Genomic DNA, 24,177 nt, shown 5'->3' on the forward strand with positions numbered 1-24,177 from the left:
TAAAGGAGAGGGAAAATGTTCGAACTCGTAGACAACGTCCCCGCAAGCCCGGTCATCAAGGTCATCGGTGTTGGCGGAGGTGGCGGCAACGCCGTCAATCATATGGTCAAGAGCAACATTGAAGGCGTTGAGTTCATCTGCGCCAACACTGATGCCCAGGCGCTGAAAAGCATCAGCGCGCGGACCATCCTGCAACTGGGTACCGGCGTGACCAAAGGTCTGGGCGCGGGTGCCAATCCGGAAGTGGGGCGTCAGGCCGCTCTCGAAGACCGTGAGCGCATTGCCGAAGTCCTGCAGGGCACCAACATGGTGTTCATCACCACGGGCATGGGCGGTGGTACCGGTACCGGTGCTGCTCCGATCATTGCCGAAGTGGCCAAGGAAATGGGGATTCTCACCGTTGCGGTGGTGACCCGTCCGTTCCCGTTCGAAGGCCGCAAGCGTATGCAACTGGCCGACGAAGGCATTCGTCTGCTGTCCGAAAGCGTCGACTCGTTGATCACCATTCCCAACGAGAAGCTGCTGACCATCCTGGGCAAGGATGCCAGCCTGCTGTCGGCATTCGCCAAGGCTGACGATGTACTGGCCGGTGCCGTTCGCGGTATTTCCGACATCATCAAGCGCCCGGGCATGATCAACGTCGACTTTGCCGACGTGCGTACCGTGATGAGCGAAATGGGCATGGCGATGATGGGCACTGGCTGCGCCAGCGGTCCGAACCGTGCACGCGAAGCCACTGAAGCGGCCATTCGCAACCCGCTGCTCGAAGACGTGAACCTGCAAGGTGCACGCGGCATCCTGGTGAACATCACCGCCGGTCCTGACCTGTCCCTGGGTGAGTACTCCGACGTGGGTAGCATCATCGAAGCCTTTGCTTCCGAGCACGCCATGGTCAAGGTCGGTACCGTGATCGATCCGGACATGCGCGATGAGCTGCACGTGACCGTGGTGGCCACCGGTCTGGGCGCGAAAATCGAGAAGCCTGTGAAGGTCATCGACAACACCGTTCACACTTCCCTGGCATCGCAACCGCAAGCAGCGGCCCCCGCTCGTCAGGAAGCACCTGCGGTGAACTACCGTGACCTGGACCGTCCGACCGTCATGCGCAACCAGGCCCAGGCCGGTGCTGCGACTGCCGCGAAGATGAATCCGCAGGATGATCTGGACTACCTGGACATCCCGGCATTCCTGCGTCGTCAGGCCGATTGATGGAATGTATCAGGGCTATGAAGGTGATTGGTGTTCAGCAAAGGCGTGGTCTGCTATCATCGCCAGCCTTTGTTGATACCAGTTCGCAATTTGCGCTGAAGCGGCCCAAGCCATGATTAAACAACGCACACTGAAAAATATTATCCGTGCCACAGGTGTTGGTCTGCACTCCGGCGAGAAGGTCTACCTGACCCTCAAGCCTGCACCGATCGACACCGGCATCGTCTTTCGCCGTGCCGACCTCGATCCCGTGGTCGAGATCCCGGCTCGTGCAGCCAACGTCGGCGAGACAACCATGTCGACGACGCTGGTCAACGGTGACGTGAAAGTGGATACGGTTGAGCACTTGCTCTCGGCCATGGCTGGCCTGGGCATCGATAACGCCTACGTCGAGCTCTCCGCGTCCGAAGTCCCGATCATGGATGGTAGCGCTGGACCCTTCGTATTTCTGATTCAATCGGCTGGCCTGGAAGAACAGGACGCTGCCAAGAAATTCATCCGCATCCTGCGGGAAGTGACAGTGGAAGACGGCGACAAGCGCGCCACTTTCGTCCCTTTCGAAGGTTTCAAGGTGAGTTTCGAGATCGATTTCGATCACCCGGTTTTCCGTGACCGCACACAAAGTGCAAGCGTGGATTTTTCCAGCACTTCGTTCGTAAAAGAAGTCAGCCGCGCCCGCACCTTTGGTTTCATGAGTGACATCGAGTACCTGCGCAAGCACAACCTCGCACTCGGCGGCAGCGTGGAAAACGCGATCGTGGTCGACGCGGATGGTGTACTGAACGAAGACGGTCTTCGCTACGAAGACGAATTCGTGAAGCACAAGATCCTCGATGCAATTGGTGACCTCTACCTGCTGGGCAATAGCCTGATTGGTGAGTTCAAGGGCTTCAAGTCCGGCCATGCACTGAACAACCAGCTGCTGCGCAAGTTGATTGAGCAGACAGATGCCTGGGAAGTCGTGACGTTCGAAGACGCCAGCACCGCACCAATCTCTTACATGCGCCCTGTTGCGGCGGTGTAAGTAAAAAACCTCTCTAGTTTTTTAAAGGCTGCCTTCGGGTGGCCTTTTTTTATGCCTGCAGATTCGTGGTTGGCTGCCCGGCCCCTTCGCGAGCAGGGGCACTCGGTCAACGGTGGGAGCGAGCCTGCTCGCGAAGGGCCCGTCGTCACATCGACGCTTTCAAAGCCCGACCACCACCCGATTGCGCCCGCTGTCCTTGGCTTTGTACAGCGCCTTGTCTGCCGCGAACAACAGCTGCTCCAGGCTGCCGTTGGTGGCCGTGGTCCAGGTACTGATACCGATGCTGACCGTGATGGGCGCCGCGACTCCCGCCTCGAACGGCAGTAGCTCCACGGCCTGGCGAATGTGTTCGGCGATCTGGCGCGCACCCGCGCTGTCGGTTTCCGCCAGTACCACCGAAAATTCCTCCCCGCCATAGCGAGCGACCAGGTCCGCCGGTCGCCGTACATTCTCGCCGATCACCCTGGCCAGCACGCGCAGTGCATCATCGCCGGCCTGGTGGCCATGTTGGTCGTTGAACGCCTTGAAGTGGTCGGCGTCGATCATCAGCAGCGACAGGGGCTTGCCCGAGCGCTGGGCACGAAACCACTCGTGGCGCAGGGTCTGGTCGAGCATACGGCGGTTGGCGACGCCGGTCAGGGCATCGGTGGCGGCCAGTTGCGCCAGTTCCTGCTCGGCAAGGTGGCGCAAGCGCAGTTCCCGGCAGAGCAGACCGGTGAGCCAGAGCAGGCCAATGCACAACACGCCCGTGGCGCCGCTGATCACCAGTGCCGTGCGTTTCCAGGCGGCGAATACATCGTTGCCGGATAGCGCGACGATGACCGTCAGTGGCAGGTTGCCGACCCTGGAAAAGGTGTACAGGCGTTGCTGTTGATCGATGCTGGAGGTGCTGTCGAAGCTGCCGTTGCGCTCACGCAGGATGCGCTGCACGTTGGGGCGATCGGCGAAGCTTCTGCCGATCGGGTCGGTTTCCAGGTGAGGCTTCTGCGCCAGCAGGATGCCGTCGTCGCTGATGATGGACAGGATGCCCCCCTGGCCGATGTCGAGGCTCTTGAACAGTTGATCGAAATAACCCAGGCGCATCGAGGCCGTGGCGACACCGAGAAACTCACCGCTGGACGAGGAGATGCGCCGGCTGAAGCTGATCCGCCACCTGCCATTGTCTTCGCACTCGCAGCGTGGCTTGAACGGCTTGCTGATGAACATGCCGCTGTCGGGGTGGGTGGCATGCGCGAGGAAGTCATCGCGATCGGCGAAATTGGCGGGGAGGGGGTCGATTCGCGACGAGTCGGCCAACACCTTGCCATGGGCGTCCAGCAACAGGATGTCACCCTTGAAGCGTGCCGTGGTGGAGCGGTCGAACAATGCCAGATGGCGGATCTGCGGCGAAACCTGCTTCAGGTCGTCGCGTTGCGAGGCGGCAATCAGTCCTTGCAGGGTCAGGTCGTAGAGTTCGACCGTGCGCAGGACATCGGCGTCGATCAGTTGTGCAATTGTGGTCGCGCCTCGGATGGCCGCCTGCTGGGTGCCGGCGTGTTCGCGAATCAGCAGGAAGGTCACGATGGCAATGATGGCAATGACCGTCAGGCAGCTGCCGAGCATCGCCAGGATCTCGGGCCGTCCGGTAGTGCCTGAAGGATTGGAGGGACGGCGTACGGTCATGGGGCTGAAGTCTGCGGGGATGACAAAGTAAGCGTAGCCCCATCCCTGCCCACCGCGAGCATTCGAGCGAGCTCCGACAGGATTTAATTGCGCGAGCTGCAATAAACGCCAAAAAAAAGCCGCTGAAGGCAGCGGCTTTGAAGACAACTTTTCAACGGGAAGAGCCGGGGAAAAGTGTCGAGGGAAACAAGGCGGTAGCAGCGATCAGCTGTCTTTCCCGACCCGTGGCTGGGCCTGGACAGTCGATGCCTGAGGGGTTTGCGCGGCGTCTGCGGCCTTGGCCGTCATTTCGCTCTGATATTCCTCGAAGGCCGCAGCGCGTGCGGCGTTGTGCGCAGCGAACGTCTGCGACTCTTCCGCCATGACGAACGGCGAGGCGAACAGGGAAGACAAAACGAAAGCGCTGGCAATACCCATACTGTTGGACATCTTTAAAACCTTCTTGCTTGGCAAGTGCTGTTTGGTGCGGGCAAAGATAAGGGGCTTTGGAAAGGGGAAAAAGAGCGGATTAATGAAATGACTGTTGCACGAAAGACAATAGTCACAGGGGCGGAGGGCTCAGACGGGGAGGTGAATACCGAACGTATTCATGCCGTGATCGCTGCGCACGAACACATCGCCGCCGTGCATCAATGCGATTGCCTTGACGATCGCCAGCCCCAATCCGTGGTTGTTGCCGCTGTTGCTGCGAGACGCATCGACGCGGTAAAAGCGCTCGAACAACCGAGGCAGGTGTTCGCTGGCAATCGGTGATCCAGGGTTGGCCACGCCGATGCTGACCTGATGTTCCCCGACCTCGATCCGGACCTCGATCACCTGACCGGGTTCGGTGTGCTGCACCGCGTTGCTGAGCAGGTTGATCAGCGCCCGGCGCAAGTGCGCAATCTCTATTTGCACCTGTGCATCGCCCCTGACCTGCACCTGAACCTGCGCGTCCTCGAGGATGAAATCCAGGTATTCCAGGGTCGTCGCCACTTCGTCCGCCAGTGAGGTGCTGGTCAGTTTGGTGGCCTTGCTGCCCTGGTCGGCGCTGGCGAGAAACAGCATGTCGTTGATGATCGACCGCAGGCGCTCAAGCTCTTCGAGGTTCGATTGCAGCACTTCGAAATAGTGTTCCGCCGAGCGTCCGCGGGTCAGTGCCACCTGGGTCTGGCCGATCAGGTTGGTCAGTGGCGAGCGCAATTCGTGGGCGACGTCGGCGTTGAACGACTCCAGCCGCGAGTACGCTTGCTCGACCCGTTCCAGCGTGGAGTTGAACGAATTGACGAACTGATCGAGCTCCGGCGGCAGCGACGACAGGCGCAAGCGCCCGGAACGCAACGGCGGCGCCAGGCGCTGGGCTTCGTCGGACAACTTGATCAATGGCTTGAGGCCGATCCGCGCCACCCAGTAACCCAGCGCCGAGGCCAGCAGCACGCCGACGATCGCCAGGCTGATCAGGGCCACCAGCAAATGATGCTGGGTCTGGGAAAACGTCTCGGTGTCGACGCCGATCATGAAGCGTAGCGGCGGGCGCTGGTCCTTGGCCGGGAACTGGCTGACCAGCACTTTGAGCGGGTAGGGCTGGTCGGGCAGCTGCAAGTCACGCATGCCCAGCGGCCCTTCGGCGAAGGCGCGGATCTGCGGCGTCAGGTGGCCATATTCGTAGCGCGGATCACCGCTGATGATCCAGAAACTGATGCGCTTGTCTTCTTCGCCCAGCAGCTTGAGCTTGTTGTTGATCTTCGCCCAGTGCTCCGGTGTGCCATAGCGGCCGACGGTGGATTCCAGCACGCTGTAGCGCGCGTCCAGTTCGGCTTCGGGCAACAGGCCCAGGCCTTTGTCGACCTGCTGGTACAGGGCCCCGCCAATCAGCAGGAACACCAGGAGCGCCACCAGCGTGAACATGCCGCTCAGGCGCAAGGCGATGGAGTTGCTAAACACCACGGCTCTCCAGCACATAACCCATGCCTCGGATCGTGTGCAGCAGTTTCTCGTCGAACGGCCCGTCGATCTTGGCGCGCAGGCGTTTGATCGCGACTTCGACGACGTTGGCATCGCTGTCGAAATTGATGTCCCAGACCATTTCCGCAATCGCCGTTTTCGAGAGGATTTCCCCTTGTCGGCGGGCCAGCACGCTGAGCAGCGAGAACTCCTTGGCGGTCAGGTCCAGGCGCGTGCCGGCGCGGGTCGCCTTGCGGCTGATCAGGTCGATCCACAGGTCGGCGATGCTCACCTGCACCGGCTCATGACCGCCGCTGCGCCGGGTCAGGGCTTGCAGGCGCGCCACCAGTTCGAGAAAGGAAAACGGTTTGCCCAGGTAATCGTCGGCACCGTCGCGCAGGCCCTTGATGCGGTCTTCCACCCGTTCGCGTGCGGTGAGCATGATCACCGGCGTCTGTTTGCGAGCCCGCAACGCGCGCAGCACGCCAAAGCCGTCGAGGCCGGGCAACATCACGTCGAGGACGATCACCGCGTAATCGCTTTCCAGAGCCAGGTGCAGACCTTCCACGCCATCGCGTGCCAGGTCCACGGTGTAACCCTGTTCGGTCAGGCCACGGTGCAGATAGTCTGCGGTTTTTTCTTCGTCTTCGATAATCAGGACACGCATGACCCCGCCTCAGTCTGTGGTCGCCAGCGCCGCCATGGGCGCGGGCTTGGGTCTATGAAACAGCCGTTCAAGCCATAAGTATATGACCGGCGTGGTAAACAGCGTCAGCACCTGGCTGACCAGCAAGCCACCGACCACCGCGATCCCCAGCGGTTGGCGCAACTCGGCGCCGGTGCCATAGCCGAGCATCAGTGGCAGGGCGCCAAGCAGGGCGGCGAGGGTGGTCATGATGATTGGCCGGAATCGTGTGATGCACGCCTGGAAGATCGCCTCTTCGGGCGGCAGGCCACCCTTGCGTTGCGCTTCCAGGGCGAAGTCGATCATCAGGATGCCGTTTTTCTTGACGATGCCGATCAGCAACACCAGACCGATCAGCGCCATGATCGAAAAGTCCTGGCCGCAGATCCACAGCATGATCACTGCGCCGAGCCCCGCCGCCGGCAGCGTCGAGATGATGGTCAGCGGGTGCACGAAACTCTCGTAGAGCACGCCGAGAATGATGTACACCGCCACCAGTGCCGCGAGGATCAGCCACGGCTGGCTGGCGAGCGAACTCTGGAACGCCTGCGCCGCGCCCTGGAAGTTGCCGCTGATCGCCACCGGCATGCCGATGTCGGCCTTGGCCTGGTCGAGCAGGATCACGGCATCGCCCAGTGCCACGCCGGGCGCCAGGTTGAAGGACAGGTTGGCGGCCGGGAACATGCCGTCATGGGCAATCGACAACGGGCCGATGGTCGGCGCATCGAAGCGGGCCAGCGCCGACAGCGGCACCATCTCGCCACTCAGGGGTGAGCGCAGGTAGAAGTAGTTCAGGCTTTCCGCCTTGCCGCGCTGCCGGGTGTCCAGCTCCAGGATCACGTTGTACTGGTTGACCTGGGTCTGGAATTCGTTGATCTGGCGTTGGCCGAAGGCGTCATAGAGTGCTTCGTCGACATCGCTGGCGGTCAGGCCGAAGCGCGCCGCGGCGCTGCGGTCAATGCTGATGTGGGTGATGCTGCCGCCCAGTTGCAAGTCGTTGGACACGTCGCGGAACGCCGGGATGCTGCGCAGTTTTTCCGTCAGGCGCTGAGTCCAGGTGCTCAGTACCGCCCCATCGTTGCTCTTGAGCACGTATTGATACTGGGCCCGGCTCGGGCCGGAACTGAGGTTGATGTCCTGGCCGGCGCGCAGGTACAGGACGATCCCCGGGACCTTCATCAGTTGCGGGCGAATCCGATCGATGAATTCACTGGCGGACACATCGCGCTCACTGCGTTTCTTCAGGGTGATCCAGAAGCGACCGTTGGCGATGGTCTGGTTGCTGCCCGAGACCCCGACCGAGTGCGAAAAGGTTTCGACCGCCGGATCGGCTGCGACGATCTCGGCCATGGCCAGGTGTTTTTTCACCATGTCACCGTAGGAAATGTCTGCGGCCGCTTCCGTGGTGCCGAGGACGAAACCGGTGTCTTGCACCGGGAAGAAGCCCTTGGGAATGAAGATGTAGCCGCCCACCGCCAGCGCCACCGACAGGCCGAAGATACCGAGCATCCATTTCTGATGGGCGAGGGCCCGGCGCAAGCCTTTCTCGTAGAGGTCCAGCAGGCGTTCGCCAAAACCCTTCTTGCCGTCGGGGTGGTGCGCCGGGGCGCGCATGAACAGCGCGGCCAGGGTCGGCGCCAGGGTCAGGGACACCACCACCGAAATCAGGATGGTCGAGGTGGCGGTCAGGGCGAATTCCTTGAACAAACGCCCGACCACGCCCCCCATGAACAGCAGCGGAATGAACGCCGCGACCAGCGAGAAACTGATGGAGACCACGGTGAAACCGATTTCCCCGGCCCCCTTGATCGCCGCCTCGCGCATGCCGTCGCCGGCCTCGAGGTGACGGTGAATGTTCTCCACCACCACAATCGCGTCGTCGACCACAAACCCCACGGCCACCACGATCGCTACCAGCGTCAGGTTGTTCAAGCTGAAACCCATGACGTACATCAGGGCGAAACTGGCGATCAGCGACACGCCCAGCACGGCCGAAACAATCAGGGTCGCCGACAGCTGGCGCAGGAACAGCGCCATCACCGCCACCACCAGCAGGACGGCGATCAGCAGGGTGATTTCCACTTCATGCAGCGAGGCGCGGATGGTCTGGGTGCGGTCGATCAGTGTCTTGACCTGCACCGAAGCCGGCAGCATCGCTTCCAGCTCCGGCAGCGCGGCCTGGATGCGGTCCACGGTTTCGACGATGTTGGCCCCTGGCTGGCGGAAGATCACCAGGTTGACCCCCGGTTGGCTGCCCGCCCAAGCCTGGACGTAGGCATCTTCCGAGCCGTTGACGACCTTGGCCACGTCCCGCAGATGCACCGGTGCGCCATCCTTGTAGGACACGATCAACTGGCTGTAGTCATCGGGATGGAACAGCTGGTCGTTGGTGGACAGGGTCGAAATGCTCGATTCGCCGTAGAGTGCGCCCTTGGCCAGGTTGAGGCTGGTTTGCTGGACCGCCAGGCGGATGTCCGCCAGTGTGAGGCCGATGGCGGCGAGTTTGTCCGCCGACACCTGAACGCGGATGGCCGGGCGTTGCTGGCCGGTGATGGCGACCTGGCCGACACCGTCGATCTGGCTGATCTGGCGCGACAGCAGGGTTTCGGTCAGGTCGCTGAGTTCGGGGCCGGGCATCAGCGATGAGTTGACGCTGAGGATCAGCACCGGACTGTCGGCCGGGTTGACCTTGCGCCAGGTCGGCAGGTTGGGCATGTCCTTGGGCAGCTTGCCGGCGGCGGTGTTGATCGCGGCCTGGACTTCCTGGGCGGCGGTGTCGATGCTCTTGTCGAGGGTGAATTGCAGGGTCAGGTTGGTCGAGCCCAGGGCGCTGCTCGAGGTCATCTGCGTCACGCCGGGAATGGCGCTGAACTGCACTTCGAGCGGCGTGGCCACCGACGACGCCATGGTTTCCGGGCTGGCGCCGGGCAGTTGCGCGGCGACCTGGATGGTCGGGAACTCCGCTTCGGGCAATGGCGCCACCGGCAGGCGCGGGAAGGCGATGGCCCCCAGGAGCACCAGGGCGAAGGTCAACAGCACCGTCGCCACCGGGTGGTCGATGCACCAGGCGGATATCGATCCGTGGCCCTTCATGGTGCGGTCTCCGATTGCACCACTTGCGGTGGCTCGGTCAGCACTTGCACGGTGGAGCCGGGCTTGAGGCGCGACTGGCCGTCACTGACCAGCACGTCACCGGGGTTCACGCCCTTGATGATGTTCTGCCCACTGCCTTGATACACCATCTGCACCGGCACCGTTTCCACCTTGTCGCCCTGGACCCGGTAGACGAAGGGTTGATCGAGGCCGCGTTGTACGACGGTGGGTGGCACCACCAGCGCATTCCTGTCGAGAGCGGTCTGAATCTTTACGGTCACCAGCAGGCCCGGCCAGAGTTTCTGCCTGGCGTTGTCGAATTCGGCCTTGGCCCGGATGGTCCCGGTGTTGGCGTTGATCTGGTTGTCGATCAGGGTCAGGTGGCCCTCGCCGAGCAGGTTGCCGGTTTCTCCATCGGTATCGGCGCCGATGTAGGCCTTGACCCGCGCGTGTTGCGGATCACTGATCAGGCCTTGCAGGGTTGGCAGCATCTGTTGCGGCAGGGAGAACTCCACGGCGATCGGGTCGATCTGGGTCACGGTGAACAGGCCCTGGGTGTCGGTCATGCGCAGGAAGTTGCCTTCGTCCACGGTACGAATACCCACGCGGCCGCTGACCGGAGAGCGAATCTGCGTGTAGGAAAGCTGTACTTGCGCCGCGTCAATCGAGGCCTGGTTGCCCTGGGCCGTGGCCTTGAGCTGGTTGACCAGCGCTTGCTGCTGGTCGTAAGTCTGCTTGGACACGCCGTCGTCAACGCTCAGCAGCTTGTAGCGCTTGAGGTTGACCAGCGCCACCTGCAGTTGCGCCTGACTTTCGCCGAGTTGGGCGCGGGCCTGATCGAGGCTGGCGCGAATCGAACGGTCATCGATGGTGGCCAGCAGGTCGCCCTTGCTGACCAATTGGCCTTCCTTGACCAGGATTCTGGTGAGGATACCGTCGATTTGCGGGCGCACCACCACACTGTGCAGGGACAGTACCGAGCCGATGCCGCTGACATAGCGCGGCACGTCTTTTTCGGCGACGCTCACCACCCGTACCGGAATCGCGTTGGAGGTGGCGAGTTTAGCCTTGGCCGGTCGGGTCAGGTACCAGGTGCCCAGTGCGGCCAGGACAATCAGCAGGCCTGCAATCAAGGCGGTTTTTTTCTGAATTCGCATGCGAGTGGTGCGCCGGGGCTGTGGGGTTAATGGTGACCCTGCAGGAGCGCGCTCGCGCCTGCAGATGGAGCAATCCGATCATGACCTTCTTTATAAACCCGTTCACCGGTCAGGAGGGTGACTGTCAACTGACGGCGCTGTCAGTTTGGGCTTGCACCTGCTTATCCGGATATACTGGCGCCTTTCGCGGCTCGCTGACCGGGCCCGACTCTATCGCATCACCCGGAGCACCCATGACTTCCCCGACACAACCGCCGGTTGCCGACGCCGCGAGCGCCGAGCCGACAGACCTGACTGCCAGCACTGACGCCAGCGCAGACAGCGAAACCCCACCGGCGATCCCGGCGTTCAAGTTTCCGTTCAAGCCGGGTGAACTGGCCGCCGCGAAATCGCCTAACCAGCCGTGGTACAAGAACGGCGCCAAAAATGGCCACACCAAGGTGCCTGGTGCAGCGCCACCCGGCACCCGCCGTTCGATGGGCAAGCGCTGAGTTTTCGTCCCCCGCGTTCTCTGGTCATCCGTCTCGGTCCTCGACCGCGGTGATGGCTAAGTGCTTATATCCTGAGCCAGATCAAGGTTTGTGTAATCAGTGCGCTTAGAGTCAGCAGCTTTGCCGACTCTTCCCTTCAACGAGCGCGCTTTCCATGAAGATCAACCTTCCGGTGACAGGCCGACATGTCGACGTTGCGGCTGATGCAAACATCCTTTCGACCACTGATCTGACCAGCGCGATCACCTACGCCAACGACGACTTCATCAAGATCAGCGGCTACAGCCGAGAGCAATTGCTGGGGGCGACGCACAACTTGCTGCGGCATCCGGACATGCCCCAGGCGGCGTTCGCCCACATGTGGCAGACCCTCAAGGGGGGCCGTTCGTGGATGGGGATGGTGAAAAACCGCTGCCAGAATGGCGATCACTATTGGGTGAGCGCCTTCGCCACACCGATGACGCAGAACGGGCAGGCCGTAGAGTACCAGTCGGTTCGCACCCGGCCCTCGGCGCAACAGATCGAGGCCGCAGAAAAAGCCTATACGCAGCTTCGCACTGGGCGCATACCCCTGCTGCAACGCCTTCCCGTGCTCAGCCCGGGACTGAAACTGACGCTGTTGTTCAGCGCGATACTGGCCAGCGTCGTGGGGCTTGAAGCATGGCTCAACCCTTCATCGTTGAAGGTCGGGTTGTTGGCCCTGGTCGCCGGCAGTGCACTGGTGGCGGCCGGAACCTGGCGCCTGTTGCGCCCGCTGGCGACGTTGACCGAGCGCGCCAAGCAGATTGTCGATAACCCGCTGAGCCAGGGCATCTACACCGGTCGCCGGGATCAGTTCGGCCAGATCGAGTTTGCCCTGCAGATGCTCGAAGCACAGATCGGTGCGGTGGTGGGGCGCATTGGTGATGCCTCGCAACGCCTGGCCGGGCACGCGGCGGAACTGGTCGAACACTTGCAGGGCAGTCACAGCAGCACCCTGGATCAGCAGGTCGAAACCGATCATGTGGCGGCGGCGATCGACCAGATGTCCACCAGCGTCGCCCAGGTCGCCGGCCATGCGCAGCAGGCGGCGGTGGCCGCCGATCTGGCGGGCACCGAAACCCTCGAAGGGCGTCAGTTGGTGAGTGAAAGCCGCCAGGCGGTATTGCGCCTGGCCGACGAGCTGACGCACGCCACCGAGGTGATTCATCAGCTGGAAGGGCACAGCAGCGACATCACCGGGGTGTTGGAAGTGATCCGCAGCATCGCCGAGCAGACCAATCTGCTGGCGCTCAACGCCGCCATCGAGGCGGCTCGCGCCGGGGATGCCGGGCGCGGATTCGCCGTGGTGGCCGACGAGGTGCGCGGCCTGGCCCAGCGCACCCAGCAATCGACCAACGAGATCGAGCGCATGATCAATACCCTGCAAAACGGTACGCGGGATGCGGTGCTGGCGATGCAGCAAAGCAGCGAGCAGGTACACAACAGCGTCGAACAGGCCCGGCGCGCCGCCGAGGCGCTGGACGGGATCAGTCGGCGGGTCAGTCAGATCAGCGAGATGAACCTGCAGATCGCTTCGGCGGTGGAAGAGCAGAGCACGGTCAGCGAGGCCATCAACCGCAACATCAGCAGCATCCGCTGCGCCTGCGAGGTCACGGTCAATGAAGGGCAGCGCAGCCAGGCGAACGCTGCGGACGTCGCCGGGCTGGCGGGCGACTTGCGGCGGTTGGCGCAGGAGTTCTGGCGCGGGCGTCGCTAAGCCGCGCGCAGGGAGATGAAGGTGTACTGCAAAGGGGGCTCGATGGTCACCCGGGCGCCGCCTGCCAGCAACTGGCTGGCGATATCGTCGCCCGACACGTGGAACTGCCACTCACTGCCGTCTGTCGGCAGTGGTTGTTGCGTCACGTGCTCGATGACGCTGGCAAACGCGCCCATGTCCGGCAGGTAGGCGGTGAATCCGTCGCCCTTGAGCGCCGTCGTGCGAATGCCCAGCGAGGCGCAGATGGCATCCTTGGTGCGGATTTCATCGCGATCCGCCTGGCGGGAACGCTGGATCAGGCCTGCCAGTTCCTGATCGACCAGTTCACCGCCGATGATCAGGTCAGGGCCTTTTTCCCAGGACTCGGGCGGGCATTCCTTGATGGCTGGGTTGAGTGGAATGTGCGGATTGATTTCCATCGGATAGATCCGGCACACCAGCGGCCGGCGTTCGTAGATGCGACAGAGGTTGTCGTCGTCAAGATTTCGGCAGCGACCGGCGTTGTAAGCTGCAAACGTGATCGCCACGTGGGCCTGGGTCGTGCCGCTGTTCACCGCCGCCGAGCGCCGTTCGGCGTGTTCGCGTTGCTGCGCTGCCACGCCCAGGCCATTGCCCAGGAAACCCTCGACCAACACAATCACCTGGCCGCCATCGGCCGCCCACATGCGGGCTTCGGCCAGGGTCAGGGGAACGTGATGGTCAGTGCAGCATTTGCCACAGCCTACGCAGGAAAACGTCGTGTTCATCGAGGGATAAATCGCTATCAGGGACCCAGAACGGCGACAGAATGCCGCCGCAAAGGGGCGGACGAAGCAAGTTATGCGCCATTCATCGGGATTTGGCGGGCACGCGGATGGAGTCCCATTCGGTGACGTAGGCGGTTTTGTCTTTCTTGCTGTAGAGGCACAGCTCGGTGCCCTGCTGGCCCTTCATGTGTTTTTGCGGGTAGCGGCCCTGCAGCAGCACGGCGGTGTAGCCGACCCGGTCATCGAACTGCGCGGCCTTGCCGACGGGCCATGTATCCTTCAGGCCACTGGCCGCGGTGCACTTGGCGAGGACGTCTTTGTCATAGGCCGCCCAGGCTTCATCGCTGGAGGCGTGGGCCTGGCTGGCGAGGGCGCTGAGGCAGAGCAAGGTCAGGGTGATGGCTTTCATGGGCAGGCATCCTTGAGGGCAGGTGGGGCGAGTATGCCTGATGGATTGGTTTGACCGCATCGCGAGCAGGCTCGCTCCCACAGGGAGTGTGTAAAGACTGAAGACCGTGGTGGAAGCGAGCCGGTTCCCGGCGGGGTTCCGACGAAAGCGGTCTGTCAGGCGGGCACAGGCTCCCTGCGGACCACATACATTCCAGCCTTTTCATACAACCGCTTCGCCCGCAGGTTGACCTCCATCACCTTCAAGTCCGCATACCCTTCGCGGCGTTGCGCGAATGCGTGGAACGCGTGCAGCAGCAAGGCGCGACCCAATCCCCGGCCCTGTACGTCCGGGTGTACCACCAGATTCTTGATGTAGGCGCTGGTCCAGCACTGGCAAACGCCGACGATGGTGTCGTCCTGCAGGGCAATGAAGCACAAGGCCGGATCGTATTCGGCGTCGGTCTCGAACCGTTGCTGCCAGACCTCCAGCGCCGGCACGCGGCCGCCGCCGTGGCGATGACCCAGTTCCATCAGGCGATGAACCCCTGGCGCGAGGTCGGGGCGGTACGGCTGGACATCGATGCCCTGGGGCCAGTTGATCGCGGACAGCGCCTCGGCGAGGTTGCGCCGCATCAGCAAACACCAGGCCTCGGCCACCTCAATGGCCCTGTTCGGCGATGGTCCTGGCCGCGTCGATCAGACATTTGGTCAGTTCCGGTGAGGAAAACTTGGTCAGCACCGCATTGGCCCCGGCCAGTCGCGCTTTTTCGCTGTTCATCGCGCTGTCCAGCGAGGTGTGCAGCAGCACGTAAAGGTGTGCGAAGTCCGGTGTTTCGCGCAGCGTACGGGTGAAGGCGTAACCGTCCATCTCCGACATTTCGATGTCCGAGACGATGAGGTTGATCTGCTGCGCCGTGCCTTGCAGGTCCAGCAGGCAGTCGATGGCCTCCTTGGCGCTGCGCGCGGTGTGGCATTGCAGGCCGAGGTTGCGCAGGGTGTGCACCGATTGCTGCAGGGCCACCTGGCTGTCGTCGACCACCAGGATACGGGCGTTGCCCAGCACTTCGGCGTCTTCCATGCTCAGCTCGGTCGGCGCCATTTCGATCTGCGCCGGAGCGATGCCATGGATGACTTTTTCGATGTCCAGCACCTGCACCAGCGTACCGTCGACCGAGGTCACGCCAGTGATGTACGAGCGCACACCGCCGGAGCCGAAGGGCGGTGGACGGATGTCGGTGGTCAGGCAATGGACGATCTTGCTCACCGCCTGGACGTGCAGGCCCTGTTTGGAGCGGCTGATGTCGGTGACGATCAGGCAGCCGCCGTTGGGGTCTTCCAGCGGTCGCTCACCAATCGCCCGGCTGAGGTCGATCACCGACAGCGAGGCGCCGCGCAGGGTGGCAATGCCCTGTACGTGAGGGTGCGACTCCGGCAGTTTGGTCAGCGGTGGGCAAGGGATGATTTCACTGACCTTGAGCAGGTTGATCGCCATCAACTTGCCGCTGCGCAAGGTAAACAGCAGAAGCGAAAGTGAGTCTGCGCGGGCTTTGGTGGAAGACATAAAAACCTTCTGTGGAAAAAGGTGAGCGGCGATCACCAGGATCGCCAACTGCTATCGATGCCGGGTTATCGACTTGATGAGGGCAGGCTTTAGCCGATCCGCCAAAACGTTGCGATCCTTGGGCGCGCGAGCCTGCTCGCGATGGTCCTCAACGATTACGAGGTCGCCAGAGACTCCGCGCAGCATGTGACGCCATCGCGACAGGCTCGCTCCCACAGGAACGTGATCACTTGATGCCCAGTCGCTTGGCCATCCGTCCCAGGTTCGCGCGGTCCAGGCCCATCTCCCGCGCCGCGCTCGCCCAGTTGTTGTGGTGGCGCTCCAGGCAGGCGTTGATCAACTGGCGTTGATAGCGTTCGGTGGCCTCGCGCAAGTCACCGGTCACCAGCGCCGCCGGGACGACGGTGGACGGCTCGTCAGCCAGTTCAACGCTGGCGTTGGGCAGGTCCAGGTTCTCGGCGCCGAGGCTGAGGATCTTCGGCCGCTCCCGGCAATTGCCCAGGGCCTTGAGGGCGCTGCGGCCAATCAGGTGCTCCAGCTCGCGCACGTTGCCCGGCCAGTCGTACGCCAACAGCGCCGCCTGCGCTTCGCTGGTCAGGCGCAGGCTGTTGAGGCCCATGCGCGAACGGTTCTGCTCGAGGAAGAAACCGCTGAGCAACAGCACGTCCCGGCCACGATCGCGCAGGGCCGGCACCAGCAACGGGTAAACGCTCAGGCGGTGATAGAAGTCGGCGCGGTAACGGCCGCTGCGCACTTCTTCGGCGAGGTCGCGGTTGGTGGCGGCGATGAGCCGCACGTCGACCTGATGCTCCTTGTCCGAGCCCAGGCGTTGCAACTGGCCGCTTTGCAGGACGCGCAGCAATTTGGCCTGCACGGTCAGCGACAGCTCGCCGACCTCGTCGAGAAACAGTGTGCCGCCATTGGCCAGTTCGAATTTGCCACGCCGGTCGCTGGTGGCGCCGGTGAAGGCGCCGCGCACGTGACCGAACAGTTCGCTTTCCACCAGCGTGTCCGGCAGCGCCGCGCAGTTGAGGCTGATGATCGGTTTGTCGGCACGGGGCGAGGCGGCGTGGATGGCCTGGGCCACCAGCTCCTTGCCGACCCCGGTTTCGCCGGTGATCAACACGGTCAGGTCGCTGCCGCCCACCAGGCTGATTTCTTCCACCAGCCGCTTGTGGGCCTTGCTCTGGCCGATCAATTCGCGGTTTTGCTGGCCGCTGGCCTGGCGGTACAGCTCGGCACGCTGATGTTCGTCTTCGGCGCGGTTGGCCAGGCGTTCGATGCGTTCGGCGGCATTGACCGTGGCGGCGGCCAGGCTGGCGAAGGCTTGCAGGGCATCCAGTTCGACCGGTTCGCGGGCCTGCGGGTCAAGGGCGTCGAGGGTCAGCAAACCCCACGGGCGCTCGTCGATAAACAGCGGGCAACCCATGCAGTCGTGGACTTCCAGGTGATCATCGAGTCCATCGACCAGCCCGTCATAGGGGTCGGGCAACTCGCTGTTGGCGGCGAAGCGGGTCGGCCCGTGGCTGCTGAGCAGCGCCTCGAAGCGCGGGTGCTCGCTGACCTTGAAGCGCCGGCCCAGGGTATCGGTGCTCAGGCCGTCGACGGCCAGTGGCACCAGCCATTCACCATCGAGGCGCAGCAACGCGGCGGCGTCGCACGGCAGCAGCGCGCGCATGGCTTCGAGCAGGCGTCGATATCGCTCGCCCTCGGGCAGTTCGCGGGACAGGTCGGAGACCAGCGGCAGGAGTGTGGTGAGCAGGGATTTTGCAGTCATAGTGACTCCATGTAGTCCGGATGACTATAAGCCAGGCGCTGTCGATATGACTATAAAGTTATCAACGTATTGATTTATAACGAATAAATAACTGGCACGGAAACTGATAAACACAGGGTGACCTATTAGAAACCAAGTGGCCGAGGAGTCACCTTATGCTGAGCGTTCAAGATCGTGCAATCATCAAGTCCACCGTGCCACTGCTGGAAAGCGGCGGCGAGGCGTTGATCACCCATTTCTACCGCATGATGCTGTCCGAGTACCCGCAAGTGCGTCCGTTGTTCAACCAGGCCCACCAGGCCAGCGGTGACCAACCCCGCGCCCTGGCGAACGGCGTGCTGATGTACGCGCGCCACATCGATCAACTGGATCAGCTGGGCGATCTGGTGGCCAAGATCATCAACAAGCACGTGGCCCTGCAGATCCTGCCGGAACACTACCCGATTGTCGGCACCTGCCTGCTGCGCGCGATTTCCGAAGTGCTGGGCGAAGAGATTGCCACGCCACAGGTGATGAGCGCCTGGGCGGCAGCCTATGGTCAACTGGCCGATATCCTGATCGGTGCCGAAACCAGCATCTACGACCAGAAAGAACAGGCGCCGGGCGGCTGGCGCGGGGCGCGGGAGTTCATCGTGGCCGACAAGGTCCAGGAGAGTTCGGAAATCGTCTCGTTCTACTTCGAACCGGCGGACAAGGGCCCGATCCTGGCCTCGGAACCTGGCCAGTACATCGGCATGCAACTGTTCCTGGATGGCGAAGAGATTCGTCGTAACTACTCCCTGTCGTCCCTGTCCAACAGCAAGCACTACCGCATCAGCGTCAAGCGCGAGCCGAACGGTCGCGCTTCCAACCACCTGCACGATCAGTTGCATGTCGGCGACAGCATCCAGTTGTTCCCGCCATCGGGTGAGTTCACCCTCACCGAAAGCGACAAGCCGCTGGTACTGATCAGTGGCGGCGTTGGTATCACGCCGACCCTGGCCATGCTCGAAGCAGCCCTGAAAACCGAACGGCCGGTGCACTTCATCCACTGCGCGCGCAATGGCAGCGTGCACGCCTTCCGTGACTGGATCGACGATCTGGCCGAGCGCCACCCGCAACTGCAGCGCTTCTACTGCTATGCCGAAGATGACGGCGTCAGCCCGGCGGCGCACAAGGTCGGGTTGTTGAGCGAGGAGCAACTGGCCGAGTGGATGCCGGAGCACCGCGATGTGGATGCCTACTTCCTGGGGCCGAAGGGCTTCATGGCGGCGATCAAGCGTCACCTCAAGGCGCTGGGTGTGCCGGAGAAGCAAAGCCGTTATGAGTTCTTCGGCCCGGCTTCTGCTTTGGAATAACCCCCCCCGGCTGCCCTGCCGATCAACACCTGTGGGAGCGAGCCTGCTCGCTCCCACAGGTTGATTGTCAGCCTTTCAATTCCTTCAAATGCTTGTACACCGTTGCCCGTCCCATGTTCAGGACATTGGCGACGTAGTGGGAGGCGCTTTTGCCTTTGAAGGCGCCTTCGGCATGCAGGGCCAGCACCAGCTCACGTTTGTGATCGCGGGTCAGCATGTTCAGGCTCAACTGCCGTTCGCGCAGCCAGCTATGGAGGAAGGTGTTGATCCGTTCCTGCCAGTCGTCACGAAACAATGAGTCCGGTTGCGGAATCAGCTTGCTCGGCGACAGGAACAGGTCCAGCGCCGCCTTGGCGTTTTCAAACAGCGAAATATTCAGGTTGATGCACAGCACCGCCAGCGGGTGACCGTTGCTGTCGCGCAGGACGCTGCTCAGGCTGCGGATCTTCTGACCATCCCAATTCAACTTTTCGTACGGCCCGATGTTTCGCTCGCTCATGTCATCACTGAGCATGTCTTCCAGCGCGGCATCATCGCCCACTTCGCGTTTGGACAGGTTGTTGGCGATGTAGTCGATTTTTTGCGTGCGCAGGTCGTGCAGCACCACCTCGGCGTGGGGGAAAAACAACGTGGCGATGGCATCGGCGATCGCGCGGAAGTTATCCAGGGCCGGGTCTTTAACAGGTGCGTTCATACGGTGGAGCTCCAGGCAGCGGTCAGCGCCCTGCAAACGGGCGCTGGAAGTGTGCCGCAATCGGCTCGACACGTCACTGAGCAGGCGACCGGTCCAGGCGGGCGGGGGAGAGCATTCCGGCGTCGAGGCCGAAGCGTGTCAGCGCCTCGGGCAATGGTTCGCCGCGTACCAGTGCGGCGCTGGCCTGGCCCATGGCAGGCGACGTCTGGATGCCGTAACCGCCTTGCGCCGCGACCCAGAACAGCCCCGGCACCTGTGGATCGAAACCCGAGAGCAGATCGCCGTCGGACACGAAGCTGCGCAGGCCGGCCCAGGTGCGGGTCGGGCGGCGTATGGTCAGAGTGGTGGCTTCTTCGATCTGATAGATGCCCATGGCGATGTCCAGCTCTTCGGGCTGCACGTCGTGGGGGGCCACCGGGTCGGCGTTGGCCGGGGAGCCGAGGAACATGCCGGCGTCGGGTTTCATGTAGAAGGATTCGTCGAGGCTGACCAGCATCGGCCAGTGGTGCATGTCCAGGCCTTCGGGGCCGGCGAAGATGAAGGCGGCGCGGCGCTTGGGTTGCAGACCCATTGGCCGGGCGCCGGCCAGTTCCCCGACCTTGTCGGCCCAGGCGCCTGCGGCGTTGATGATGACGGGCGCGCTGAAGGTGCCGGCGCAGGTCTCGACCTGCCACAGGCCCTGGGCATCACGGGTCAGACGCTGCACTTCGCAGTCGGTGCGCACTTCGCCCTGGTTGCGGCGGATGCCGCGCAGGTAACCCTGGTGCAGGGCATCGGTGTCGATGTCGCTGGCGGTCGGGTCGTAGATCGCGCCGTGGACCTTTTCCCGGCGCAGGATCGGCAGGCGCGTGCAGGCTTCTTCGGCGCTGAGCAGCTGCATCTGCGGCACCGTGGCCTTGGCGCTCAGGTATTGATTGTTCAGCTCGGCCGGGTCACCGGTGAAGTCCACAGTCATTTCCCCGCGCGGGGTCAGCAGCGGGTGTTCGCAGAAACCTGCGGGCGGGGCGTCGAAGAACTCGCGGCTGGCCAGGGTCAGTGCGCGAACCTGCGGTGTGCCGTAGGCGGCGGTGTACAACGCGGCCGAACGTCCGGTGGAGTGATAGGCCGGATGGGATTCGCGTTCGAGTACGATCACCCGCGCCTGTTGCGACAGCCAGAAACCGGTGGAGGCGCCCGCAATCCCGCCGCCGATGATGATGAAGTCTGCCTGGTTCATGTGGGTCTCCGAAGGAGTGCAGTGCCATTAATATCTGTGAACTCTCCTGTGGGAGCGGGCTTGCTCGCGAAGGCAGCGTGTCAGACACATCAATGGAGACTGACACACCGCCTTCGCGAGCAAGCCCGCTCCCACAGGGTCAATGTGCGTGCTGAATCCGGTAAATGGCATTGGCCAGCGCGATGTCTTCCAGGCCCAGGCCGATCGAGCGGAAAAACACTGTGCGCTCGTAGTCGGGGCGTTGCACCTTGCCGCTGAGCACGTCGGGCAGGTCGCCCACGATGGCGCGGGCGTCCCAGCCATGCTGTTCGCCGGCAATCAGCATTTCACCGGCCGACCCCGGCGTGGTCAGGCGGTAGTCGCAGAATACCTGCATGTCATTGAGGCTCGCCGGCGGCACCTCATGGGCGCGCGGCGCGTTGGTGCTGATGGAGGTGATCAGCGCCGGTTTGCTCAGGCTGGACGGGTCGATCACCGGACCGGCGGACGAGGTGCACAGCAGGATCACGTCGGCGTCCTCGATGGCGGCTTCGCGACTGTCGGCGAGGGTCAGGCGCGGGTCGAGGTTCTGGATTCGAGCCCGTTCCTCGGCGCCGCTTTCGTTCAGGCCCGGCGAATAGAGGCGCAGGCTCTGCCAGTCGCGCAGGCCTTTGATGTAATGCACATGGGCCTGGGCCACCTTGCCGCTGCCAATGATCGCCAGGCGTCGGGCGTTCAATGGCGCGAGGGCGTCCACGGCCACGGCGGTGGTGGCGGCCGTGCGGGCGGTGGTCAGCTCGCCGGCATCGCACAGCAGCAGCGGCTGGCCGGTCTGCATCGACATGAGCAAGGTCCAGGCGGTCACCAGCGGGCCTTGTTCGCGCACGATGTAGGGCGAGGTTTTCACCCCGTAGACCCCGTCTTCGGCCAGTACACCCAGATAGTTGATGAAGTCCCCGGCGCCCTGGGGAAATTCCACCAGTTGCTGCGCCGGTTGCACCGCCTGCCCGGCTGCCAGGTCGCGGAACAGCTTGCGCAGGATCAGCGGTACGTCGAGTTGCGCCAATCGCTCGCGAGCCTGGGATTGGTTGATCACGTAAGGGGTGCTGGACATGGTCGGCTCCGGGCGCTTATAAACTAATTTGTCTATTATGGACTTTTAAATATGCTCCGCAAGCACTGACGAAAAAGCCGGGCGAAAAAAAAGCGCAGTCCGTTTCCGGCTGCGCCTTTCTTCAACAGATCGTGGTTATGGACGTTTGCGCTCGACCGCTCGCAGCAGATGGGTCGGCGGGGTTTCGCAACTGATCTTTTTACCGAGCAGCGCCTCGATGGACGGCAGCTGGTAGGAGTCGTCTTCACCGGCAAAACTGATGGACACGCCATCGGCGCCGGCGCGACCGGTACGGCCGATCCGGTGCACGTAATCGTCCGGGACTTCCGGCAGGGTGAAGTTGATCACGTGGCTGATGCCGTCGATGTGAATGCCGCGACCGGCGACGTCCGTGGCCACCAGTACGCGAATCTTGCCTTCGCGGAAGCCTTCCAGGGTCTTGATGCGTTTGTGCTGCGGCACGTCGCCGGACAGTTGCGCGGCGTTGATGCCATCGCGCACCAGGCGCTCTTCGATACGCCGGACTTCGTCCTTGCGGTTGGCAAACACGATCACCCGTTCCCAACCGTTGTCGTTGACCAGGTTGTAGAGCAGTTTGTACTTGTCGGCACCGGCCACGGCATAGATGTGCTGCTCGACGTTTTCGCTGGCCACGTTGGTGACTTCGATTTCGACGATCGCCGGGTCGGTGGTCCATTGCTTGGCCAGGTTCATCACGTCTTCGGTGAAGGTCGCGGAGAACAGCAGGGTCTGACGCTCGGCCTTAGGCGGGGTCTGGCGAATGATCTGGCGCACCTGTGGGATGAAGCCCATGTCGAGCATGCGGTCGGCTTCGTCCAGCACCATGACTTCGACCATGTCCAGGTGCACGTCGCCACGCTGGTTGAAATCGAGCAGTCGACCCGGCGTCGCGACGAGGATGTCGCAGTGACGGGCTTCGAGGTGCTTGAGCTGCTTGTCGAAGTCCATGCCGCCGACAAACGTCATGACATTGAGGCCGGTGTACTTGGTGAGGTCGGCGGCGTCCTTGGCGATCTGCACCACCAGTTCGCGGGTCGGCGCAATGATCAGCGCCCGCGGTTCGCCCATGTAGCGCTCTTTCGGCGGCGGGGTCTGCAGCAGCTGGGTGATGATCGAAATCAGGAAGGCCGCCGTTTTGCCGGTGCCGGTCTGGGCGCGGCCGATGGCGTCCTTGCCCGCGAGGGTGAAGCCCAGCACCTGGGCCTGGATCGGCGTGCAGTACGGGAAGCCCAGGTCCTGGATCGCGTGCATCAGTTCCGGGGCGAGCTTGAAATCGTGGAAGCGGGTTTTGCCTTCCTGGGGTTCGACGACGAAGTCCTCGAGTTTCCAGGGGATGACCGGTGCTTTCGGCTTGGGTTCGCGGCGCGGCCTGGCAGGTTTCGCGACTTCGCCGAGCGGTGCCGGGTCGGCCTCGGCAGCGACGATAGCCGGTGCCGCCTTGGGGGCGCGTTTCGCCGCCGGTTCGGCGGCGGTGCGCTCAGGTCGCTGATCGTCGGTGCGCTGGGCGGGGGCATGAGACGCCGCGCTGGAGGTGGATGCGAGCTGCTCAGCCTCGCCTTTACCGAACATTTTCTTGAGTGCTTTGAGCACGGTCATCTCATCAATAGGTTAAGTGCCGGCCAGTGTAATGCAAGAATCGGGCGCGGCGTAGTGGGAGGGATCAATGGGCGGTTTACGCCAGGCTCAGCGCAGGCGTTGGGCCAGCCAGACGCCGATGTCGCGAATCTCCTCGGGTAACACTTCGTGCCCCATTGGGTATTCCTGCCATGTCACGGTGACACCATGGAGCTTTAAATACTCGTACGCGCTTCGACCCATGGCGTTTTGCACCACGTCGTCGTACTGCCCGTGCAAGCAGATGACCGGAATACGCTGTTGGCTGGCGGAGAGTTGCAGTTCGTCATTGAAAGTGGGCGCGTAGGTGGAGAGGGCAAGTACGCCACCCAGCGGGCCCTGCCATTTCACAAACGCGGTGTGTAACACCACGGCGCCACCTTGGGAAAAGCCTGCCAGGAAGATCCGCGAGGCGTCTATTCCGCTGGCGCGCTGAGTTTCGATCAATTCAATGACCCGTTGCGCCGACGCTTCAAGTTGCTCGCGGCTGATCGCCCGTGCCGGGCTCATGGCCAGAATGTCGTACCAGCTTGGCATCTCGTAGCCGCCGTTGATGGTCACGGCGCGGGTCGGTGCCTGGGGCAGGACGAAGCGCGTGGTCAGCAGGCTTTCCTGCAGGGCTTCGGCCACCGGCAGGAAGTCGTAGCGGTCGGCGCCCAGGCCGTGAAGCCAGATGACGCAGGCATCTGCGGGCTTGACGGGTTCAAGAATCAGGGGCTCGGTCATGGTTGCTCCATTTCTGTGCG

At 62.8% G+C, this 24,177-nt stretch carries 21 protein-coding genes and 1 pseudogene; 6 read left to right on the plus strand and 16 right to left on the minus strand.

What is annotated here, in order from left to right; translation table 11 throughout:
- The first annotated feature begins 15 nt into the window (after positions 1 to 15).
- Together ftsZ and lpxC are read left to right on the plus strand one after the other, a co-directional pair.
- Positions 16 to 1,209, plus strand: coding sequence for a cell division protein FtsZ (ftsZ, locus tag ACM6IM_RS24130; RefSeq protein ID WP_192305115.1), 1,194 nt, complete (start codon positions 16 to 18; stop codon positions 1,207 to 1,209).
- A gap of 112 nt (positions 1,210 to 1,321) precedes the next feature.
- Positions 1,322 to 2,233 carry a UDP-3-O-acyl-N-acetylglucosamine deacetylase gene (lpxC, locus tag ACM6IM_RS24135; RefSeq protein WP_027619572.1) on the plus strand — a complete coding sequence of 304 codons (912 nt, stop codon included), beginning with the start codon at positions 1,322 to 1,324 and terminating at the stop codon, positions 2,231 to 2,233.
- Positions 2,234 to 2,392: 159 nt separating this feature from the next.
- On the opposite strand, the gene ACM6IM_RS24140 is transcribed toward lpxC, so the two are convergent.
- From ACM6IM_RS24140 to ACM6IM_RS24165, 6 genes are all read right to left on the minus strand, one after another.
- Entirely contained in the window at positions 2,393 to 3,895 is a 1,503-nt protein-coding gene (locus ACM6IM_RS24140) for a diguanylate cyclase (protein WP_414866502.1), read from the minus strand.
- Between the two features lie 204 nt (positions 3,896 to 4,099).
- Complete coding sequence (locus tag ACM6IM_RS24145) at positions 4,100 to 4,324, minus strand: hypothetical protein (protein ID WP_192305119.1); 225 nt, start codon at positions 4,322 to 4,324, stop codon at positions 4,100 to 4,102.
- 129 nt (positions 4,325 to 4,453) lie between these two features.
- A complete protein-coding gene (locus ACM6IM_RS24150; protein ID WP_192305121.1) occupies positions 4,454 to 5,818 on the minus strand; it encodes a heavy metal sensor histidine kinase in 1,365 nt (454 codons plus the stop codon).
- Entirely contained in the window at positions 5,811 to 6,485 is a 675-nt protein-coding gene (locus ACM6IM_RS24155; RefSeq protein WP_192305123.1) for a heavy metal response regulator transcription factor, read from the minus strand. Before ACM6IM_RS24155 ends, ACM6IM_RS24150 begins: the two co-directional genes overlap by 8 nt.
- Before the next feature lie 9 nt (positions 6,486 to 6,494).
- The gene (locus ACM6IM_RS24160) at positions 6,495 to 9,596 is read right to left on the minus strand and encodes a multidrug efflux RND transporter permease subunit (RefSeq protein ID WP_414866503.1); all 3,102 of its coding nucleotides are present in this window, start codon (positions 9,594 to 9,596) and stop codon (positions 6,495 to 6,497) included.
- Positions 9,593 to 10,753: an efflux RND transporter periplasmic adaptor subunit gene (locus tag ACM6IM_RS24165; protein WP_414866504.1), complete on the minus strand. Its 1,161-nt coding sequence runs from the start codon at positions 10,751 to 10,753 to the stop codon at positions 9,593 to 9,595. Before ACM6IM_RS24165 ends, ACM6IM_RS24160 begins: the two co-directional genes overlap by 4 nt.
- 233 nt (positions 10,754 to 10,986) lie before the next feature.
- On the opposite strand from ACM6IM_RS24165, the gene ACM6IM_RS24170 reads away from it, so the two are divergent.
- The 3 genes and pseudogenes from ACM6IM_RS24170 to ACM6IM_RS24180 all read left to right on the plus strand — a co-directional run bounded on the left by ACM6IM_RS24170 (position 10,987) and on the right by ACM6IM_RS24180 (position 12,982).
- Positions 10,987 to 11,244, plus strand: a complete 258-nt coding sequence (locus ACM6IM_RS24170) for a hypothetical protein (protein ID WP_414866505.1) — start codon at positions 10,987 to 10,989, stop codon at positions 11,242 to 11,244.
- Positions 11,245 to 11,398: 154 nt separating this feature from the next.
- Positions 11,399 to 11,680 (plus strand): annotated as a pseudogene (locus ACM6IM_RS24175) (PAS domain-containing protein); the annotation flags it as partial.
- A gap of 210 nt (positions 11,681 to 11,890) precedes the next feature.
- On the plus strand, positions 11,891 to 12,982 hold the full coding sequence (locus tag ACM6IM_RS24180; protein ID WP_414866609.1) for a methyl-accepting chemotaxis protein: 1,092 nt from the start codon (positions 11,891 to 11,893) through the stop codon (positions 12,980 to 12,982).
- On the opposite strand, the gene ACM6IM_RS24185 is transcribed toward ACM6IM_RS24180, so the two are convergent.
- From ACM6IM_RS24185 to norR, 5 genes are all read right to left on the minus strand, one after another.
- Positions 12,979 to 13,728: a YkgJ family cysteine cluster protein gene (locus ACM6IM_RS24185; RefSeq protein WP_414866506.1), complete on the minus strand. Its 750-nt coding sequence runs from the start codon at positions 13,726 to 13,728 to the stop codon at positions 12,979 to 12,981. The two genes, ACM6IM_RS24180 and ACM6IM_RS24185, sit on opposite strands and share 4 nt — an antisense overlap.
- An 82-nt stretch (positions 13,729 to 13,810) precedes the next feature.
- Positions 13,811 to 14,137: a hypothetical protein gene (locus tag ACM6IM_RS24190; RefSeq protein WP_192305135.1), complete on the minus strand. Its 327-nt coding sequence runs from the start codon at positions 14,135 to 14,137 to the stop codon at positions 13,811 to 13,813.
- Between the two features lie 155 nt (positions 14,138 to 14,292).
- On the minus strand, positions 14,293 to 14,751 hold the full coding sequence (locus ACM6IM_RS24195) for a GNAT family N-acetyltransferase (RefSeq protein ID WP_414866507.1): 459 nt from the start codon (positions 14,749 to 14,751) through the stop codon (positions 14,293 to 14,295).
- A gap of 25 nt (positions 14,752 to 14,776) precedes the next feature.
- Positions 14,777 to 15,679 carry a chemotaxis protein CheV gene (locus ACM6IM_RS24200; RefSeq protein ID WP_192305139.1) on the minus strand — a complete coding sequence of 301 codons (903 nt, stop codon included), beginning with the start codon at positions 15,677 to 15,679 and terminating at the stop codon, positions 14,777 to 14,779.
- A gap of 226 nt (positions 15,680 to 15,905) precedes the next feature.
- Complete coding sequence (gene norR, locus ACM6IM_RS24205; protein ID WP_414866508.1) at positions 15,906 to 17,456, minus strand: nitric oxide reductase transcriptional regulator NorR; 1,551 nt, start codon at positions 17,454 to 17,456, stop codon at positions 15,906 to 15,908.
- 155 nt (positions 17,457 to 17,611) lie between these two features.
- Between norR and hmpA the strand changes: the two genes are divergently transcribed.
- The gene (gene hmpA / locus ACM6IM_RS24210) at positions 17,612 to 18,793 is read left to right on the plus strand and encodes an NO-inducible flavohemoprotein (RefSeq protein ID WP_192305143.1); all 1,182 of its coding nucleotides are present in this window, start codon (positions 17,612 to 17,614) and stop codon (positions 18,791 to 18,793) included.
- 67 nt (positions 18,794 to 18,860) lie between these two features.
- Here hmpA and ACM6IM_RS24215 read toward each other — a convergent pair whose 3' ends face one another.
- The 5 genes from ACM6IM_RS24215 to ACM6IM_RS24235 all read right to left on the minus strand — a co-directional run bounded on the left by ACM6IM_RS24215 (position 18,861) and on the right by ACM6IM_RS24235 (position 24,157).
- Positions 18,861 to 19,487 carry a transcriptional regulator gene (locus tag ACM6IM_RS24215; protein WP_192305145.1) on the minus strand — a complete coding sequence of 209 codons (627 nt, stop codon included), beginning with the start codon at positions 19,485 to 19,487 and terminating at the stop codon, positions 18,861 to 18,863.
- Positions 19,488 to 19,560: 73 nt separating this feature from the next.
- Positions 19,561 to 20,703, minus strand: coding sequence for an NAD(P)/FAD-dependent oxidoreductase (locus ACM6IM_RS24220; RefSeq protein WP_414866509.1), 1,143 nt, complete (start codon positions 20,701 to 20,703; stop codon positions 19,561 to 19,563).
- A gap of 139 nt (positions 20,704 to 20,842) precedes the next feature.
- A complete protein-coding gene (locus ACM6IM_RS24225; protein WP_414866510.1) occupies positions 20,843 to 21,796 on the minus strand; it encodes an ornithine cyclodeaminase family protein in 954 nt (317 codons plus the stop codon).
- A 135-nt stretch (positions 21,797 to 21,931) separates the two neighbouring features.
- The gene (gene rhlB, locus ACM6IM_RS24230) at positions 21,932 to 23,413 is read right to left on the minus strand and encodes an ATP-dependent RNA helicase RhlB (protein WP_414866511.1); all 1,482 of its coding nucleotides are present in this window, start codon (positions 23,411 to 23,413) and stop codon (positions 21,932 to 21,934) included.
- An 87-nt stretch (positions 23,414 to 23,500) separates the two neighbouring features.
- Positions 23,501 to 24,157: an alpha/beta hydrolase gene (locus tag ACM6IM_RS24235; protein WP_414866512.1), complete on the minus strand. Its 657-nt coding sequence runs from the start codon at positions 24,155 to 24,157 to the stop codon at positions 23,501 to 23,503.
- Positions 24,158 to 24,177: the final 20 nt, after the last annotated feature.

This window comes from Pseudomonas sp. IT-P12 (assembly GCF_949767465.1).
GTDB lineage: Bacteria > Pseudomonadota > Gammaproteobacteria > Pseudomonadales > Pseudomonadaceae > Aquipseudomonas.